Annotated in this window: 17 protein-coding genes; 6 read left to right on the forward strand and 11 right to left on the reverse strand. The window is 32.4% G+C overall.

Going from position 1 to position 17107, the window contains the following annotated elements; genetic code table 11:
- Positions 1-4: 4 nt before the first annotated feature.
- From msrA to purC, 7 genes are read right to left on the reverse strand one after another with little or no spacing between them, the layout of a single operon-like run.
- Positions 5-607: a peptide-methionine (S)-S-oxide reductase MsrA gene (gene msrA, locus EW14_RS07660; protein WP_042850885.1), complete on the reverse strand. Its 603-nt coding sequence runs from the start codon at positions 605-607 to the stop codon at positions 5-7.
- Between the two features lie 16 nt (positions 608-623).
- A complete protein-coding gene (gene lpxB / locus EW14_RS07665) occupies positions 624-1802 on the reverse strand; it encodes a lipid-A-disaccharide synthase (RefSeq protein WP_042850886.1) in 1179 nt (392 codons plus the stop codon).
- The gene (lpxA, locus tag EW14_RS07670; protein ID WP_042850887.1) at positions 1799-2641 is read right to left on the reverse strand and encodes an acyl-ACP--UDP-N-acetylglucosamine O-acyltransferase; all 843 of its coding nucleotides are present in this window, start codon (positions 2639-2641) and stop codon (positions 1799-1801) included. The genes lpxB and lpxA overlap by 4 nt, the downstream gene beginning before the upstream one ends.
- 4 nt (positions 2642-2645) lie before the next feature.
- Positions 2646-3104, reverse strand: coding sequence for a 3-hydroxyacyl-ACP dehydratase FabZ (gene fabZ / locus EW14_RS07675; RefSeq protein ID WP_042850888.1), 459 nt, complete (start codon positions 3102-3104; stop codon positions 2646-2648).
- A gap of 18 nt (positions 3105-3122) precedes the next feature.
- Entirely contained in the window at positions 3123-3959 is an 837-nt protein-coding gene (gene lpxC / locus EW14_RS07680; protein WP_042850890.1) for a UDP-3-O-acyl-N-acetylglucosamine deacetylase, read from the reverse strand.
- Positions 3960-6092: a BamA/TamA family outer membrane protein gene (locus tag EW14_RS07685; RefSeq protein WP_042850891.1), complete on the reverse strand. Its 2133-nt coding sequence runs from the start codon at positions 6090-6092 to the stop codon at positions 3960-3962.
- Between the two features lie 36 nt (positions 6093-6128).
- Complete coding sequence (gene purC / locus EW14_RS07690) at positions 6129-6866, reverse strand: phosphoribosylaminoimidazolesuccinocarboxamide synthase (protein ID WP_042850892.1); 738 nt, start codon at positions 6864-6866, stop codon at positions 6129-6131.
- 133 nt (positions 6867-6999) lie between these two features.
- Here purC and purD point away from each other — a divergent pair, with 133 nt between their 5' ends.
- Both purD and EW14_RS07700 read left to right on the forward strand, forming a co-directional pair.
- Positions 7000-8331 carry a phosphoribosylamine--glycine ligase gene (gene purD / locus EW14_RS07695; RefSeq protein WP_042850893.1) on the forward strand — a complete coding sequence of 444 codons (1332 nt, stop codon included), beginning with the start codon at positions 7000-7002 and terminating at the stop codon, positions 8329-8331.
- A gap of 4 nt (positions 8332-8335) precedes the next feature.
- The gene (locus tag EW14_RS07700; RefSeq protein WP_042850894.1) at positions 8336-10402 is read left to right on the forward strand and encodes an ATP-binding protein; all 2067 of its coding nucleotides are present in this window, start codon (positions 8336-8338) and stop codon (positions 10400-10402) included.
- Here EW14_RS07700 and kaiC read toward each other — a convergent pair.
- The gene (gene kaiC / locus EW14_RS07705; RefSeq protein WP_042850895.1) at positions 10399-11928 is read right to left on the reverse strand and encodes a circadian clock protein KaiC; all 1530 of its coding nucleotides are present in this window, start codon (positions 11926-11928) and stop codon (positions 10399-10401) included. The two genes, EW14_RS07700 and kaiC, sit on opposite strands and share 4 nt — an antisense overlap.
- Before the next feature lie 72 nt (positions 11929-12000).
- On the reverse strand, positions 12001-12318 hold the full coding sequence (gene kaiB / locus EW14_RS07710) for a circadian clock protein KaiB (protein ID WP_025913788.1): 318 nt from the start codon (positions 12316-12318) through the stop codon (positions 12001-12003).
- Positions 12319-12461: 143 nt separating this feature from the next.
- Here kaiB and rplU point away from each other — a divergent pair, with 143 nt between their 5' ends.
- Together rplU and rpmA are read left to right on the forward strand one after the other, a co-directional pair.
- The gene (gene rplU / locus EW14_RS07715; protein WP_042850897.1) at positions 12462-12902 is read left to right on the forward strand and encodes a 50S ribosomal protein L21; all 441 of its coding nucleotides are present in this window, start codon (positions 12462-12464) and stop codon (positions 12900-12902) included.
- 9 nt (positions 12903-12911) lie between these two features.
- Positions 12912-13172: a 50S ribosomal protein L27 gene (gene rpmA / locus EW14_RS07720; RefSeq protein WP_025937540.1), complete on the forward strand. Its 261-nt coding sequence runs from the start codon at positions 12912-12914 to the stop codon at positions 13170-13172.
- Here rpmA and EW14_RS07725 read toward each other — a convergent pair.
- A complete protein-coding gene (locus EW14_RS07725; RefSeq protein ID WP_081925769.1) occupies positions 13165-13839 on the reverse strand; it encodes a bifunctional 2-polyprenyl-6-hydroxyphenol methylase/3-demethylubiquinol 3-O-methyltransferase UbiG in 675 nt (224 codons plus the stop codon). The genes rpmA and EW14_RS07725 overlap by 8 nt on opposite strands.
- Positions 13840-13981: 142 nt before the next feature.
- Here EW14_RS07725 and truB point away from each other — a divergent pair, with 142 nt between their 5' ends.
- Complete coding sequence (truB, locus tag EW14_RS07730; RefSeq protein WP_042850900.1) at positions 13982-14899, forward strand: tRNA pseudouridine(55) synthase TruB; 918 nt, start codon at positions 13982-13984, stop codon at positions 14897-14899.
- Between the two features lie 3 nt (positions 14900-14902).
- Here the strand turns inward: truB and EW14_RS07735 are convergent, their stop codons facing one another.
- A complete protein-coding gene (locus EW14_RS07735) occupies positions 14903-16078 on the reverse strand; it encodes a SpoIID/LytB domain-containing protein (RefSeq protein ID WP_042850901.1) in 1176 nt (391 codons plus the stop codon).
- A gap of 89 nt (positions 16079-16167) precedes the next feature.
- Here EW14_RS07735 and rnz point away from each other — a divergent pair, with 89 nt between their 5' ends.
- Complete coding sequence (gene rnz, locus EW14_RS07740) at positions 16168-17106, forward strand: ribonuclease Z (protein WP_042850903.1); 939 nt, start codon at positions 16168-16170, stop codon at positions 17104-17106.
- Position 17107: the final 1 nt, after the last annotated feature.

Here is a 17107-nt window from a genome sequence, read left to right on the forward strand (position 1 = left end):
AAAATCATTCAGCCCAAAGATTTGTGGATCTAGCATTATCCCCCCATAATTTATCCAACCTCTGATCTCTCCCACATGAGAATCTATAGAACTTATATTTTAATTCATTTCTCTCAGCAAAATCCTGATGATATTCTTCAGCCAACCAAAATTGACCTTTTGATTTTAGTTCTACAGATATTTTTTCTAATGGCACCCGTAACTCATTAGATGCTGAAACAATTGCATTTTTTGCATCACTTTCCTCACTTTTATCTTTGAAAAAGATCACTGGCCTATAAGAATCTCCACGATCACAAAATTGACCATTGGCGTCCAAAGGATCAATATTTCTGAAATAGAGCCTAAGTATCTCGGGTAAAGTCACGAAATTGGAATCATAGTTAACCAAAACCACTTCCTGATGTCCTTCATGATTTTCGTAAGTAGGATTTTGTAAATCTCCACCTGAATAGCCACTTTGCACAAAACTTACCCCTTTTAATGACTCTAAATCATGTTCTAAACACCAAAAACAACCTCCTGCAAGAATTAATTCCTCTGCCAAAGTGTTTAGAGGGTTAAAAAAAATTGAAAGAGCAATTACTAGAGGTAAGAAATATTTCATTTTTTTATTATAAAGTTTAAATAATAGAATTAATAATCTCTTTAGCAGTTCTCTGAACTACGCCCTCTTCGCCTAATTCTTTTTTTAAAAAAGCATAACCTTTTTTAATTTTTATTTTTTCTGACTTCCCCTCCAGAATCCTACAAGATTTGTCGAAGATTTTCTCTTCGTCAAAGTCTCTCTGTACAAACTCAGGAATTATTAATTTATTAACTAACAAATTTACAGGGGAAATAAATCTTACTTTGAAATTGAGAATTTTTTTAGCAATAAAAGCAGTAACCCTACTCACTCTATAACCGACAATCTGCGGGATTCCATACAAAGCTAGTTCCATGTTTACTGTCCCAGATTTACAAAGAGCGATTTTGGTGAGCGAATAAATATAAGGCTTTAATTTTGCACTATCCTTTTGAGAAATCACAAGTCCTTTGACTTGATATTTTCTAAAAGCCTTTTTGAAAATTCCATCAAAAGAGCTCCGGCAGGAGGGTATATAGATAATCAAACTTGGATATTTTTGTTGTAATTTTTTAGCCGCCCTCATGAAAGTAGGTAGTACATATCGTAATTCTTGAGGTCTTGATGCGGGCATTAAAAGTAGAATGTTTTGATTTGGGCGAAGGTTCAGAATAGTTCTGGCGTCTTTCTTTAGGGGAAGTTTTTTTATGAAATCAATCATTGGATGTCCAACCCACAAAACATTTCCGCCCCGATTTTTATAAAATGCTGCCTCTTTCTTGAAAATCGCAAAAATTTTGTCAGAAAATTTTATTAGATTTGTTGTAGTATTATTGCCAACTCTCCAAGCCCACTCTTGAGGAGCAATATAGTAATAAATTGGAATATTAGTCTTCGATCTTTTTAATTTAGTTCCAATGTTTATATTGGGCCCCATATAGTCAATCAGAATTAAGCAATCTGGAGGATATTTCTTCAGTAATTTATAAAACCTTTTTTGAATTCTTATTGTTGGAATAATAAGAGGTAAAGCCTCCCAAATCCCTATGGCACTTATTGATGTAGTATCTTGAAGAATTTTTACACCTTCTTTCTTCATCCTTTCCCCACCTAAACCGCAAATTTCTAAATCTATAGATTTTGTTTTGGCTTCCTCTAATAATGCTTTTGATAACAAACTTCCGTGCAAATCACCAGAAACTTCACCAGTACTTATAAATATCTTTTTATTCATAAATTCACTAAAGGCATAGGTCCTCGTCGCTCTTTAGATATTGACTCTTTTAAAAAATTACATAGTTTTGAAGATGAGATATCTAATTCTCCTGTCATTACTTTTTCTAACGAATTTGAAATCACATCATTAGATTTAAAAAGTAGATTCCATGTATTTTGAAGTAATTTTAAGTCAAATTCTTTGTTTTCCATTAAACCACTTCTTTTAATTCCAACCCTATTCAAACCTCTCAATCTTCCTGGATGCCCTTCTGCCAAACAAAAAGGAGGTACATCTCTATCTACTCTAGTCATTCCTCCAATCATTGCTAAATATCCAATATGGACAAATTGATGAATACCTAAACAGCCACCGATAATAGCTTTATCTTCAATCTTGACGTGGCCGGCAACTTGGACACTATTTGATAAAACTATCCTATTACCAAGTTCGCAATTATGGCCAATGTGGGTGTAAGCCATCAACAAATTATTATTGCCAATAATAGTTTTTTCTCCTTCATCAGTTGCTTTATTAATAGTTACACATTCTCTGAACGTATTATTATCTCCGATAATTACTTCAGTAGGGGCTCCTTTATATTTAAGGTCTTGGGGATCAAGACCTATAAAAACACTCGGGAAAACTTTATTGTTTTTACCAATTTGAGTTCTTCCTGAAATAACAGCATTCGGTCCTATTTCGGTTCCTTTTCCGATAATTACATTAGGCCCGACGATAGCTCCTTGAGAGATAATAACGCCATCATGTAATTCGGCACTTGGATCAACAAAAGCATTTGGGTGCACTTTTACACCACTAAAGCTTATGTTTAATTCACTATTTTTATTATCCATATAACTAATCAACTAATGAAAACATTAATTCTCCAGCACAAACCAACTTCCCATCAACATGCACCTCTCCTTTAACCTTCCCAAATCTTTGTCTTTTAATAGACAATAACTCACAAGAAATTATCAATTGATCTCCAGGCACAACTGGTTTTCTGAATTTAACATTATTGATTCCAGCAAAGACGAAAAGACCTTTAGGAAGATTGGGCATTTGCGTTACAATTATTCCACCAACTTGAGCCATTGATTCAACAATAAGAACCCCAGGCATTAAGGGTCTCTCAGGAAAATGTCCCTGAAATTGAGGCTCATTTATAGTTACATTTTTTACTGCAACCGCTCTTTCCCCCGGAATATGCTCTATAACTTTGTCCACAAGAGCAAAAGGATATCTATGAGGTAACAAACCTAGTATCTGCTCAGAAGAAAGTTGATTATTTTCACTTGTTAAGTTCTTTTCCAAAACAATTAAAAGATAAAGTTAATTTTTTAGCGATGAGGCCAATAAAGCATTTAAAGAATGTGATCCTTTATAAACTAAAATTTGTGCCTTAGGTAACCCTACCAAAGCCAAGTCCCCAATTAGGTCTAAAATTTTATGTCTTATTGGTTCATTATCAAATCTTAATGGTGGATTAACCCATTTATCACCGTCACAAACAAGGGCATTTTCCAAACTCCCGCCTTTAATTAATCCAAGTTCACTTAACTCTTGAAATTGATCTTTAAAGCCAAATGTTCTGGCAGGAGCAATCATTTCGACAAAATTTTTTGGATTTAAATCAATCACAAAAGTTTGATTTCCGATTGCTTTGTAGGCAAAACTTATAGTGGATATAATTGTAGTTTTTTCAGCAGGAGTTGCAGCTATCACTGAGCCTTCTTTATTTAAAATTATTGATTTATTAATCTCTCGAAAAAAATTATCTGGTCTAGGTGCTTTTTTAATCCCTACTTCTTCAAAATCTCTAACCCACTGAATTGCCGATCCATCTAAAAGAGGAATCTCTTTCCCATCAACCTCAATATGAATATAACTTAAACCACACCCTGCCATTGAAGATAATAAATGTTCGATAGTATACAAATTTCTCCCCCCTAATTTTACAGCCGTACAAAGCATCGTACTTCCAATTAAATCCTGAGTTAACTTAAAAATCTCATTAGGTTTATCTTTAAAAGAGACATAATATCCTTCTTTCTCATAGGAAGAAATTGTAACGCTTGTTTTTTCACCACTGTGCAGGCCTACACCCTCTCTAGAGATAACACCAGCCAAGGTATAGCAAGAATCATAATTAGCAGGCCAAGAAAACACTTAAAACTTCCATCCAACTCCAAGTGTATATCTCCAATCCCCACTTAAGTCCTTGCTAGCAACATCTAATCTTAATGGACCTATTGGTGTTTTAACACCAATTCCCCCTCCTAGGGAAAAACCAGAACCTGATTTCTGCAATAATTTACCGGGTTTTCCAGGAACATCCTTTTGAGAGCCTAGATCACTTCCTGCATCTACGAATATAGCTCCCGATAACATTCTCCAAACAGGAAATCTATATTCTGCTGTACCCTCAACAAAACTTTTACTTACAGACAAATCACAAGATCCCCAACCTCTAACAGATGATGTTCCTCCCATACAAAATGCTTCGTAAGGAGGCAATTCCCCAAGAATAGTTCCCGCCTTAAATTGAAATCCAATGGCCTGAGGACAGTCTTCACTCGAAGCATCGATAGATTTACATGCCTTTGTTAAATTTATTAATTTTGTTGGGATAAAAAATGAATATGAGGCTTTCATTCTATTAAAAGTTGGAGAATCTTGCCCCATTGAAAAAAATTGTTCGGAACCAAAGCTAAATTTATTTCCTGAAGTTGGGTTAACAGAATTGTTCAAATTACTTCTGGAAGTACTCGCTATAACACTTACTAATGTATTTTCTGCAGGACATGAACCATCATTTGGAGTAAATCCAATACAAATAATATCATTTCTATTTCCTGTTGTTGGAGTTGTGTCACCATAGGGTTTTTCGTTCCCATCTCCATCAATCATTTTTATTTTCTTAAAATTCATTCCTGCAAGAACTCTCCATTTTGAGACCTTAAATGGATCTCCACCATTTAATGGCCTTGAGAAAGAAAATCCACCTCCTGTTTTTTCTAAAACTATTGATGAAAAAGTATCAGAGGTTGAAGTAGTAGTATCATTTACCGCGTATATGCGCCCATTGTTTTCGCTTATGAATTCTTGTGGATAATCTCTACTTAAAAAAATATTTGTTCTAAAAGATGTTTTATGTTTATCTCCTTTAATCCATGGATCAGTTAATGAAAAATTATATGTAGTTGAATATTCACCAAAATTTAGATTTAAATTTGTAGACCATGCTCTTCCTAGTGCATTTGTTTCCTGTAAACCAATTGAGGCGAAGATCCCTGAACTATTACTATAACCAAGTCCACCTGTTAATGATCCTGTTCTTTGCTCGCTCAAGTCTAAAAAAATTATGACTTGACCAGGATTTAAATTATCAGGACCAATAGAAACCTTTACATCGTCAAATAATGATGTGGCATAGAGTCTACTGATATCAGCTTCTAAAATTTTCCTATTAAATATTGAACCAGGTTTTGTTTTTAATTCTCTCTTTATTACCCAGTCTTTTGTTTTCCCTTTCCTAGGTTTCCCATCAATAACAAATTCACCATCAGAACCAGGGAATCTTAATTTTATGTCCGATACGATGCCCTCAGAAACTTTTAATGTTACTACTCCGTTATCAGAAATTCTATCGGGGCCAGTTATTCTAGCTAGTGAATAACCCTTTTCTTCATAACGTTTTTTTATTATTTCTATCTTATTTTGAAGTTCATTTAAGTTAAGAGTTGTCCCATAATAATTATTAAAAATATCATCTACGTATTCATTGGAGAATACAGAGTTCATTGGTTTAAGTTCAACTTTCTTCAAAATTGGGTTAGGCACCACATTTACTATTAATCTCACGCCTAGTGGCCCATCTTGAGGCTTTATTTTAACTCCTGAAAACCACCCACTAGCATATATGGCATTGAGGTCTTGATTTAAAATTCGATTATCAACGATACTTCCAGGCTTTATGCTCATAGAATCATATGCAGCCAATTCAAGTTTTCTACCCTCAGGATGATTTTCCCAACCTTCGATAATTATTTCTGAGATAAGAACACTTTCTTTATTAATGCCTTCATTATTTTCTGCAAGTAGAAATTTCTCCTCTTTTTTGATATCAATCCCTTGAAATAAATTATTTTTAATATTTGAAATTTCTAAGGTTGTTATTGATTGATCAACTTCATTTGAAAAATACTTTGCAGCCAGTTCTGAATTATTTGATATCAAAATAAAGGGTGCGCAGGCAACATTTGTGAAAACCTTTCCAAATTTTAAAAAATGCTTTTGCATAGTACTTTTGTTTAAGGTAAATAAATCATTATTTATTCAATAAGGTTCAAGAAAATCATTTATTCTTCTGTGAATTTCACTATAAGCCTCAATAAGACCACCTAAATCATTCCTAAATCTATCTTTGTCTAGACTTACAATTGTATCAGTTTTTGGCTTTAGATCCCACAATCTACAATTATCAGGACTTATTTCATCCCCTAGAAGAATGTTATTTCTAAAATCATAACCAAACTCCAACTTAAAATCCACAAGTTGAAGTTGAATATTTTTAAAAAAACTTTTCAGGATTTCGTTAATTTTTAAAGTTAGATTTATTATTAACTCTAAATCATCAGAGCTTAATATGTTCATTAATTCAATTCTATCTTTTGTAATAAGGGGATCATTAAGTTCATCATTTTTAAGATAGATATCAATTAATGGTTTTGGTAAGAAAGTTCCAGGTTTAATAGTCGTTTGTCTACACAAAGAACCATAAGCAGTATTTCTTAGGACAATTTCTAATGGAATTACTTTTATTTTTTTTGCAATCATTGTAATTTCATTTTCAAGTTCAATAAAATGAGTTGGAATATTCTTCTTAATCAGAATCTCAAAAATTCTTGCACTAATTAGGCAATTAAGTTTGCCTTTACCTTCAAATTTTTCTTTTTTCAACGCATTAAAAGCTGTAGCATCATCTTTAAATTCAATTTTTACTTTATCTACATCATGATGAGCAAATACTTTTTTTGCCTTGCCTTCATAAATCAACTCAAATTTATTGTTCATTAATTTAAAACCTCATTATGATTACTAAAGTACTTTTTTGTAATTAACATAATTATTAGAGATCAATTTCAAGTGATTTTATTTCATTTTAACTGATTATCCATCGAAACCTTCTAACATTAAAATAACAAATATGGGAAATCATTTACCAAGATCAAGAAGCTTTAATAGGTTAGAAAATATCTTAATAATTGGGAATGGGGGAAGAGAAAACTCTCTAGCTTGGGCTATTCAAAAAAATAAATTAGTTAAAAAAGTTTATTTAATACCTGGTAACGCTGGTTCAGAAAGAATTAGTAAATGTAAAAGAATAGAAATTGATATAAATAATAAAAATCTACTTGTAGAAAAGCTTGATTTTCTCAAGATAGATTTAGTAGTAATCGGACCAGAAATACCTCTGGCAAATGGATTAGCTGATTTTCTTCGCAAAAGGGATTTTAAAGTATTTGGTCCTAATAAAGATGGAGCAAAATTAGAATTCAGCAAATCTTGGGCTAAGGAATTTATGCAAGAAGCAAATATTCCAACTGCAAACTTTTGGAAAGTCAATTCTCTGGAAGAAGCAAAAAAAATTATCAATTTATCATCAATTCCACTGGTAGTAAAAGCTGATGGTCTAGCTTCAGGTAAAGGTGTTTTTATTCCAAATTCAAAAGATGAATGCTTTAAAGCCGCAGAGTCAATTTTTAATGGTAGATTTGGCAAATCTGGGAGTATAGTTGTCCTAGAAGAAAAAATTCAAGGACCAGAAGTTTCAGTTTTTGCTTTATGCGATGGTGAGCGATATACATTACTTCCAACCGCCCAAGATCACAAACGACTTAACGAGAAAGATAAAGGACCAAATACAGGCGGTATGGGAGCTTATTCTCCGGCGCCACTAATAACAGAAGATTACCTTGATAGAATTATTAAAGAGATAATTGAACCGACAATAAATGAACTTAATAAAAGAAATATTGATTATAAAGGCGTAATTTATTTTGGGTTAATGATCACAAAATCCGGACCCAAAGTTATAGAATATAATTGTAGATTTGGTGATCCAGAATGCCAAACAATAATGCCGTTGATGGATCAAAATTTTGTATTTCTTTTAGAAAAATGCTCAATGGGAAATTTGACTGGTCATGAAAAAATCAATACTTCTGATAAGGTTAGTGGTTGTGTAATAGCGACCTCCAAAGGTTATCCGCAAGAATATAAAACCGGCTTTCAAATAAAAATTGGTAAGATCGACTCTGATGATTGTCAAATCTTCGACTCCGGTACTTCTTTAAGTAAAAATGGCAAGTTATTAACTAATGGGGGGAGAGTTTTAAGTATTGTCTGTCAAGATAAAGATTTTGATATGGTTTTTGAAAAAGCATATAAAAATTTAAAAGAAATTCATTTTGATGGTATTTACTTCAGAAATGACATAGGCCATCAAGTCAGAAAAAACTTTTCTTGGGAGAATTAATTTTATGGTCGATACCAATAATCGAGAAAGTAGAAAATATAACATCAATGATATTGAAGATTTGAATAGTAACTATTGGATTAATGGAATCCTAGCTTGGTGGAGCGGGTTCAGTTTAAGAACAAAGTTGTTAGCAATAGCAACTCTTGTAGTAAGTCTGCTAATGACAGGAATAACTTTTTTTGCGTTAAATAGCATTCAAAGAGATGCAGGAATGAATGATACTAGATACGCTAGAGACCTTGGCTTATTGTTATCTGGGAATGTTACAGAATTAGTTGCTAATAACCAAAAAAAAGAAATTTCAAATGTTGCTGAAAAGTTTTGGAGATCAAGTCGAAACTTGCGCTATATATTTTTTACTGATGCTGAGGATATTGTTCAACTTGGGATACCGATCAGTGCAACACCGACAAGCTCAGACAGTCAGTATCAACTTACTCGAAAATTAAAACTCCCTTCAGAATTAAAGAAGAGACCACAATTCCCTTTAGTTAGGCAACATGCGACGCCGCAAGGTCAAGTAACAGATGTATTTGTCCCTATGTTATGGAAAGGCAAATATCTTGGAACTTTAGCTTTGGGAGTCACCCCTAATAAAAAAGCATTAGCCAGTGCTGCCTTAACTAGAGAAGTAACCATTGCAGTTTTTATCTCTATTTGGGTTTTAGTAATACTTGGAGCTGTATTTAATGCATTAACAATAACAAGACCAGTAAGAGAGTTAGTAAGAGGTGTCAGAGAAATTTCAAGAGGAAATTTCAAGTCTAGAATTTCTTTACCTATGACAGGTGATCTAGGAGAACTCTTAAATGGATTTAACCGAATGGCCACACAGTTAGAAAATTATGACGAAGCTAATATAGAAGAATTAAAAGCGGCACAAATCAAACAGCAATCTCTTATAGCTACAATGGCTGACGGTGCCATATTATTGGATTCACAAGGAAAAATTGTACTTACTAATCCAACAGCAAAGAGATTATTTCGTTGGGAAGGAAGATTATTAGAGGGTAAACATTTTTTAAATGAAATCCCCGAGATTTTATCTAACGACTTGCATACGAATATAGAGTCTATTTTAAACAGAGAAAAGGAGAAGGACGATTTAAGATTTAGTTTAGGAGAACCCGCAAGAACCTTGAGAATTGTCTTGCAATCAGTTTTAGATACAAATAAAGTTGAATTAAAAGGTATTGCTGTAACTATCCAAGATTTAACAAGAGAAGTTGAACTTAATGCTGCACAAAATAGATTTATTAGTAATGTTTCGCACGAATTAAGGACACCGCTTTTTAATATCAAAAGTTACGTAGAGACCTTACATGATTTGAAAGATCAGCTTTCTGATGAAGAACAAATAGAATTTTTGGGCATTGCTAATTCAGAGACTGATAGGTTAACAAGACTTGTAAATGATGTATTAGATTTATCAAGATTGGAGTCTGGGAAAATTATTCAGCTTGAGCAAATGGACATAAAACCAGCAATAGAACAAACCCTTAGAAATTATAGACTTAATGCTACAGAAAAAAATGTTTCATTAGCTCATGATATAGAGGAAACTATTCCTCCAATTCTTGGAAATTTTGATTTGCTTCTACAGGTTTTTGATAATTTGCTGGGTAATGGATTAAAATTCAGTCCTAAAAACAGCTCTCTTATTATACGAGCTTATACTTGGCCAGATTCCTGTCCAGCTTTCCCTCCAAGTATTAAAAATGATGGAGCCCCTCAATGTGAATTAGTTTCACCACTCCCAAAAGTGAGAATTGAGATTGCTGATACTGGCTCAGGAATATCGCAGGCTGATCAAGAAAAGATATTTGATCGTTTTTATAGAGTAGAGAATTCTGTTCATACTGAGCAAGGCACCGGTTTAGGTTTATCTATAGTGCGGGGGATAATTGAAAAACACGGTGGCGAGATTCGTATGGCTAGTGAATTAGGAGTAGGAACAACCTTCTGGTTTGATTTAGCCTTAGCACAATCTGATAAAGATGAACTATTGACAAAAGCTATTAATAATTCAGATTCTTTTTCAGGTTCTGAAATTAAAGAAATTATCTAATTATTATCTAATCCTTTAAAAACATTTTGGACATTTTGATCAGGGACAACTCGGTGAGGAGCACCACTAAATATTTGTTCGAAATTAGAAAAAGAATCTTTTATTTCTGGGCCACTATTTGTAATGATAAATTCTCTTATTCTTTTATCATGCCATGATCCACGCATTTTAAAGACATTTAATGCTCGTGCCATCTCACCTTTTATTTCTACATATTGAAGCAACAATATGGTATCTGTAATAGTTGAGATATGTGAATCAGTTATAGAATGACTACCCATAAATTCTTCTGCAGTATTAGTAAAAAAGCCTGCTATCTCCTCTTGTTTTGTATAACCAGTAACAGCAATTACAAATTGTCTAAATGCATTCAAACTTACACCTCTGGCTAATGCAGAGAGAGAATCAATTGCCATTCTTTTTGGTTTAAATTGATTAATTTGCGTTTTTATAATTTGTAAGTGATCTTCTAAACCAGTTGACTCAGGATATGCACATATAATTTTCAATAAACCATCACTTTCCATTTTTTCAAAATCTATTCCCCAGCTAGTCGCATTCCTAAGTAATTGAGCTCTGGATTCTTCATATGCAAAAAGTATTGCTCTTTCATTATTGTTATAAGCATCTTCAACAAATTTTGATACAAGCATTGTTTTGCCTGTACCAGTAGCTCCAGTAGCGAGAATGATGGAATCTTGAAAATATCCTCCACCGCACATATCATCAAGATCTTTAACTCCAGAGCTAATCCTAATATTTGAGGATCTCTGAGTTAATCTCATTGCTCCTAGGGCAAACACACTTATTCCATCCATTCCCATAGTAAATGGATATTCACCTTTCATATGGACAGTACCCCTTAACTTCAAAACTTCTAGAGTTCTTCTTCTCTTCTCTGACTCAAGCACATTTCTTAATAAGACAACATTATCTGATACAAATTCTTCTACTCCATATCTAGCAATTGGTCCGTAATCATCCACCCTTTCTGTAGTCATAACTGTTGTCACACCTATTTCTTTTAATCTTGCTATCAATCTAAATATCTCTCTTCTAACAACGTAAATAGCATCATACTGTTGAAAGACCGCAGTTATTGAATCTATTGCAACTCTTTTAGCTTTATATTTTCTAATTGCATAACTAATTCTCTCAATAAGACCAGACAAGTCAAAGTTTCCTGCAACATCCTGACCATCAGGATCAGGAGAAGCATCCAAAATAAAAAGTTTATTTTGATCAATTAATTCTTGTAAATCCCAACCAAAACTTGCGGCATTTCTAATAATATCTAAAGGTGATTCCTCAAATGTCACAAAGATTCCAGCCTCATCAAAATTACAAATTCCATGGTGTAAATATTGCAGAGAAAAAACAGTTTTACCAGTTCCTGAGGTGCCACTAACGAGTGTACTTCGAGATACAGGCAACCCACCCCTACAAACATCATCAAAACCTTCTATTCCAGTTGGTAATTTTTGTACTTGCATTTTATTTGATTTGCCAAATTTCTTATCATTCATAGTTCTGTGCTAGTTAAACAAAAATAAGATAAATTTTGAATTTTATTTTTAATTTTAAAAGTTTTATATATATTACTTATCTCCACTATATTCAGTTTCAGTTAATTCATCAAAAAGTAGATCTAAACCAATTAAAACTTTCTCTCTATCTGAAAGATCACCTATTATTTTTCTAACTGGTGGAGGTAAAATTTTAGCTAACGTTGGAGTGGCTAAAATTTTATCTTCTTCTGCAAGTTGTGGTTGCTTAAGTACATCGATAACCTTCAAAGCATAAACTCCTTTGAATTCATTATCTAAAATTTCTCTTAAGGTATTTAAAGCTCTCATCGAATTAGGAGTATTTCCAGCAACATAGAGTTTTAAAATATATGTTTTCCTTGCTGCCATCGTTATAGTTCCTGAATTGATATAAAAGATTTAAAACAACCCTTGACTTATTACACTACAAAATAAGAAAATAAACAAACTATTATGATTGCTTATTGGGCTTAATCAAATTTTTAATTTGAGCCTATTAGCGTCTTTAAGATATGACAAATTCTAAAAACTCCTCTGACAATTCTTCTAAAAGTAATGAATTGTATGCAATAGCAGAAACTTCAGGCCAACAATTTTGGTTCGAAGTTGATAGATACTATGACATAGACAGGTTAAATGCAAAAGAGAAAGACAAGATAACACTTGAAAAAGTTTTACTTTTAAAAGACAAAGATTCTATTACTGTTGGCAAACCTTACGTTAAAGATGCAAAAATTGAATTAGAAGTAGTCTCTCATAGAAGAGATAAGAAAATTCTTGTATACAAGATGCGTCCAAAAAAAAAGACAAGAAGAAAGATGGGTCACAGACAAGAACTTACAAGAGTTATGGTAAAATCTATAACAATTGGTAAAAGCGCTCCCAAGTCTGCTTCTAAAAAGGAAACTGTCAAAAAAGAGACTAAACCAAAATCAGAAAAATCTACAAATTAAACACTTCTAATGGCACATAAAAAAGGAACAGGTTCTACTAGAAACGGAAGAGATTCAAATTCCAAAAGATTGGGTGTTAAAGCTTATGGAGGAGAAAAAGTAACTGCCGGATCAATTTTAATTCGTCAAAGAGGTACCTCATTCCTTCCCGGAAATAATGTTGGGAAAGGTAAAGATGACACCCTTTTTGCGCTCAAAGAAGGAACAGTAAGTTTCGAAAGCATTAAAAGAAATTTAAGAAATAGAAAAAGAGTTAATATAGTTATCTAATTTTCTTATAAGCTCTTGTAGTTATAAGAATAGGATGAAATACTTCTAAAAAATTTGATTGAAGAGTCTCAAAAAATTTTTCAACAATTTGAATGTCGTCGATATGAAACGGATATTCATTTTTTTCTCCTTTGAAAAAATACCAATTAAATAAAGCAATAGAATTAGAATCCATAAACTCATTGAAAATCTCAATTTGTGAAGCTGGATCAGCAAGATGTTCCAAAACATCAAGGCAAACTATCGAATCAAATTTAGATATTTGTGTATCTTGAATTGTCTTGCAAAAAGTAAGTTTTTTTTCGACTCCTAATTTCTTTGCCCTGTATTCAACAAAGTTTCTATTTGTCTCATTAATATCTACAAAAAAAACATGCTCAACTTTTGAAGACATAGCATTAGCTAAGGCATGCGTTCCAATTCCCCCTCCAAAATCTAAAACCAAATCTCTAGAAAATCTCTGCTGAAGTTTTAAAGTATCAGCGATGTAGTCCTTGCTTGTGATATGCCAAGCAGCTAAATCAGCTACATGCCGATCTCCAACTATTTCAGTATAAAAATCCGAAACATCATTCAAAGCATCTCCAGGATGTGAATTTGCCAAATTCATCTTTGCATTTGCAAGGAATCCATCTAAATCATATTCTTTAATAGATAAGTATTCCATTAAATGTGATTTCAAATTAAAAGCATTGTCTAAAAACTCTTTTAAAATAAAATTATTGTTTTTCAATTTCTTTCTCTAAATTTCCAATATCAAAATCATAGGATGGTTATAAATCTTTCTCAAAGTATTCTTAATATATAAAATGGAAACTAAAGATGGATTCTTAGTAATTAATAAAGATAAAGGATGTACTTCACATGATTGTGTTAAACAAATAAGGAAGTTACTAAATACAAAAAAGGTCGGTCACACAGGAACTCTTGATCCAGAAGTTATAGGAATATTACCAATTGCGATAGGCAATGCAACAAGATTTATTCAATATCTCCCCCAAGGTAAAACATACATAGGACAAATTAAATTAGGGATAAGAACTAACACTGATGATATTCACGGTGAAATAATTAATCAAAAAAGTTGGCCCAAAATCAGTGATGAAGAATTAGATCAATACTTAAATAGATTTAGAGGAATTATTAAACAAATCCCGCCGAAAGTATCTAGTGTGCACGTTAATGGTGAGAGAGCTTATAAGAAATCTTTCAGAAACGAAGTTTTTGAATTAGCACCAAGAGAAGTAAAAATAGACGAACTTACTTTAATGAAATGGGACCAAATTAACGGAATCATAGAAATAAAAATCAAATGTTCAGCTGGCACATACATAAGAGCAATTGCAAGAGATTTAGGAGAAATTCTTAATTCCGAGGGTTGCCTTCTACAACTAAAAAGAATTTCAGCTTGTGGCTTTGATGAACAAAACTCGATAAAAATATCTGATATCGAAAAAGATAAAAAAAACTCGAAAAATTTCATTATTCCAACACTTTCTGCTCTTAATCACATTTCATCATTTGTCTTAAGTACCGAAGAACAAATCAATTTTTGGCAAACAGGAAGAGCAATTAGAGTTGATATTAATTACTTCCAGGAAAACAAATCTTTTGACTACAAAAAACCCATAAAAGTAATAGATAAAAAACAAATACTACTTGGGATAGGTTTCTTAAATGAAGAGCAATCTAATATAAATCCAAAATTAGTCCTTAATGCTAAATAACTTCTATAGGTAATCTTTTCTAAAAGGTTTAATCTGCACACCCTTATAAAAATGCTTTAATATTCTTTCAGCTTTTTGGCCTCTAGACGCCAGATATTTAGCCCCCCACTGACTCATTCCGACTCCATGACCTGATCCTTGTCCAAAAACTATCAACCCTTTCTTTTGAGGAGTATTATTGTTTAATTCTTCCTCAAAAAATTTAAATCTGATAAAATTACTTTTCAGACCTAATCTTTTTCTAAAATCTACCCCAGATATTTGATCAGAACCATAAGCTCCAATAAGTTTTAAATTTTTTACCCTCCCTGTACTAGTAATATCCTGAATCTCTATATTTTTTAAACCTCCAAGCTTTGGAAATAAATTTAATAATTCATTACTCGAAATTTTTTTTTGCCATCTAAATTTTGGACTATTTTTATCAAAATCTTTCACACTTGATAAATATGGATATTTATTTTTCCAGACATCTTGACTATTTTCTGTCATTCCGCCTGAGCTGCTATGAAACAAAGCATTAATTAATTTATTTTTATACGTTAAAACCAAAGATCTTGTACTTTTAACGGCTCTGATAGTTTTATAAGTTCTTGATTCCAAGCCATTGTAGACTTGATTTTTCTGGGTTGAATCTATATCAAATAAATTATTTCCCTTTTTCTTTAAAGCATAAGTTCTTGAGGCAATCGCTTGTGCCTTTAATGCTTCAATAGGCCATTTTGTTGGCATTTCTGAACCCACTACACTACTTAGGTATTTTTCTATTCCTAAAATATTCACTACCAATATTTCAGAATCAAGTACAAAGAGATTAAGCTTCCCGGAAAATCTCTTCTGACCTACCCAAATACCTCTTCCATCAGAAGATCTAACTTTAAATTGTTGATTACTTTTTAAGTCATATTTTTTTTGTTTATTTTTATCAAAATATAAAATTTTTCTATTTTTCTCATTTTTCAAGGTTAAACCTTTTATTTTTTTACTTGAAAAAAAATCCCCCTCTATGGTTAAAGGAATTGATCCATCTGATCTAATCCTTAAATTGTTATTTTTTGATATCAAAACTCTAATTATTGGCTCTCTAGATGCAAAAACACTTTCACTCTGAAAAACACAAATAAATAAAATAGTAACCAGCCAATACTTACTATAGAAATTTTTAAATTTAAGTATCACTTTGTTTAAAAAACAAATGCTTAATTTGCCTAAGTTTGACTAAAAGTCTAGATTTAATCCAGATATAAAAATAAAAATATCATAAATAAGTGAATATCACCTTCTTAGGAACAAGCTCAGGAGTACCATCCTTAACGAGAAATGTGTCTTCCCTAGCACTTAAATTATCACAGTCATCAGAAGTTTGGCTTTTCGATTGTGGTGAAGGAACACAACATCAAATAATGAAAAGCAATATTAAATCTTCACAAATCAAGAAAATATTTATTACACATATGCATGGAGATCATATTTATGGTTTGCCTGGACTTTTAGCTACCTTAGGTTTATCAGGAAATAGTAAAGGCATTGAAATTTACGGTCCTTCAGAGTTACGAATTTTTATAAATTCTGCACTCAAAAGTAGTTTTTGCAAATTGTCTTTCCCATTGCATTTTGTGGAGGTTGAAAATTTTGCATCAGAAAATAAAATTCTATTTGAAAACAACAAAATAAAAGTAAATTGCGCATTCCTTAAACATAAAATACCCGCTTATGGTTACCGCGTTAGTGAAAAAGATAAGCCAGGTATATTTGATATCAAAAAAGCTGAGTCTCTAAAAATAGCACCTGGACCAATTTATTCAGAACTGCAACAAGGTAAAAAAGTCGTTTTAGCGGATGGCAGGACATTTGATGGTAAAGAATTCTGTGGACCTCCTAGAAAGGGTAAAAGTTTTGTTTATTGCACAGATACAGTCTTTAGCGAATCAGCTGTTTCACTATCAAAAAATGCCGATTTACTAGTACATGAATCGACTTTTTCAGAGGTGGATGAAAGCATGGCCTACGAAAAATTACATTCCACAACAATCATGGCTGCCAAAACAGCATTATTATCCAACACAAAAAAATTAATTATTACTCATTTTAGTCCAAGATACACCAACAAAAATACAATTACGCCAAGCGATTTGCTTAAAGAAGCTCAAAAAGTTTTTCCAAATACAGAGCTTGCAAAAGATTTTCTAACGGCAGAAATAAAATAAA

It is taken from the genome of Prochlorococcus sp. MIT 0604 (assembly GCF_000757845.1).
GTDB lineage: Bacteria > Cyanobacteriota > Cyanobacteriia > PCC-6307 > Cyanobiaceae > Prochlorococcus_A.

What these genes read in the sequence shown, in the direction of transcription:
- truB (WP_042850900.1), top strand. Translation starts at nt 13,982, where the DNA reads ATGGAAACTAAAGATGGATTCTTAGTAATTAATAAAGATAAAGGATGT.
- rpmA (WP_025937540.1), top strand. Translation starts at nt 12,912, where the DNA reads ATGGCACATAAAAAAGGAACAGGTTCTACTAGAAACGGAAGAGATTCA.
- lpxA (WP_042850887.1), bottom strand. Translation starts at nt 2,641, where the DNA reads ATGGATAATAAAAATAGTGAATTAAACATAAGCTTTAGTGGTGTAAAA.
- kaiB (WP_025913788.1), bottom strand. Translation starts at nt 12,318, where the DNA reads ATGGCAGCAAGGAAAACATATATTTTAAAACTCTATGTTGCTGGAAAT.
- purC (WP_042850892.1), bottom strand. Translation starts at nt 6,866, where the DNA reads ATGAACAATAAATTTGAGTTGATTTATGAAGGCAAGGCAAAAAAAGTA.
- kaiC (WP_042850895.1), bottom strand. Translation starts at nt 11,928, where the DNA reads ATGAATGATAAGAAATTTGGCAAATCAAATAAAATGCAAGTACAAAAA.
- EW14_RS07700 (WP_042850894.1), top strand. Translation starts at nt 8,336, where the DNA reads ATGGTCGATACCAATAATCGAGAAAGTAGAAAATATAACATCAATGAT.
- rplU (WP_042850897.1), top strand. Translation starts at nt 12,462, where the DNA reads ATGACAAATTCTAAAAACTCCTCTGACAATTCTTCTAAAAGTAATGAA.
- lpxB (WP_042850886.1), bottom strand. Translation starts at nt 1,802, where the DNA reads ATGAATAAAAAGATATTTATAAGTACTGGTGAAGTTTCTGGTGATTTG.
- EW14_RS07725 (WP_081925769.1), bottom strand. Translation starts at nt 13,839, where the DNA reads ATGGAATACTTATCTATTAAAGAATATGATTTAGATGGATTCCTTGCA.
- EW14_RS07685 (WP_042850891.1), bottom strand. Translation starts at nt 6,092, where the DNA reads ATGCAAAAGCATTTTTTAAAATTTGGAAAGGTTTTCACAAATGTTGCC.
- msrA (WP_042850885.1), bottom strand. Translation starts at nt 607, where the DNA reads ATGAAATATTTCTTACCTCTAGTAATTGCTCTTTCAATTTTTTTTAAC.
- purD (WP_042850893.1), top strand. Translation starts at nt 7,000, where the DNA reads ATGGGAAATCATTTACCAAGATCAAGAAGCTTTAATAGGTTAGAAAAT.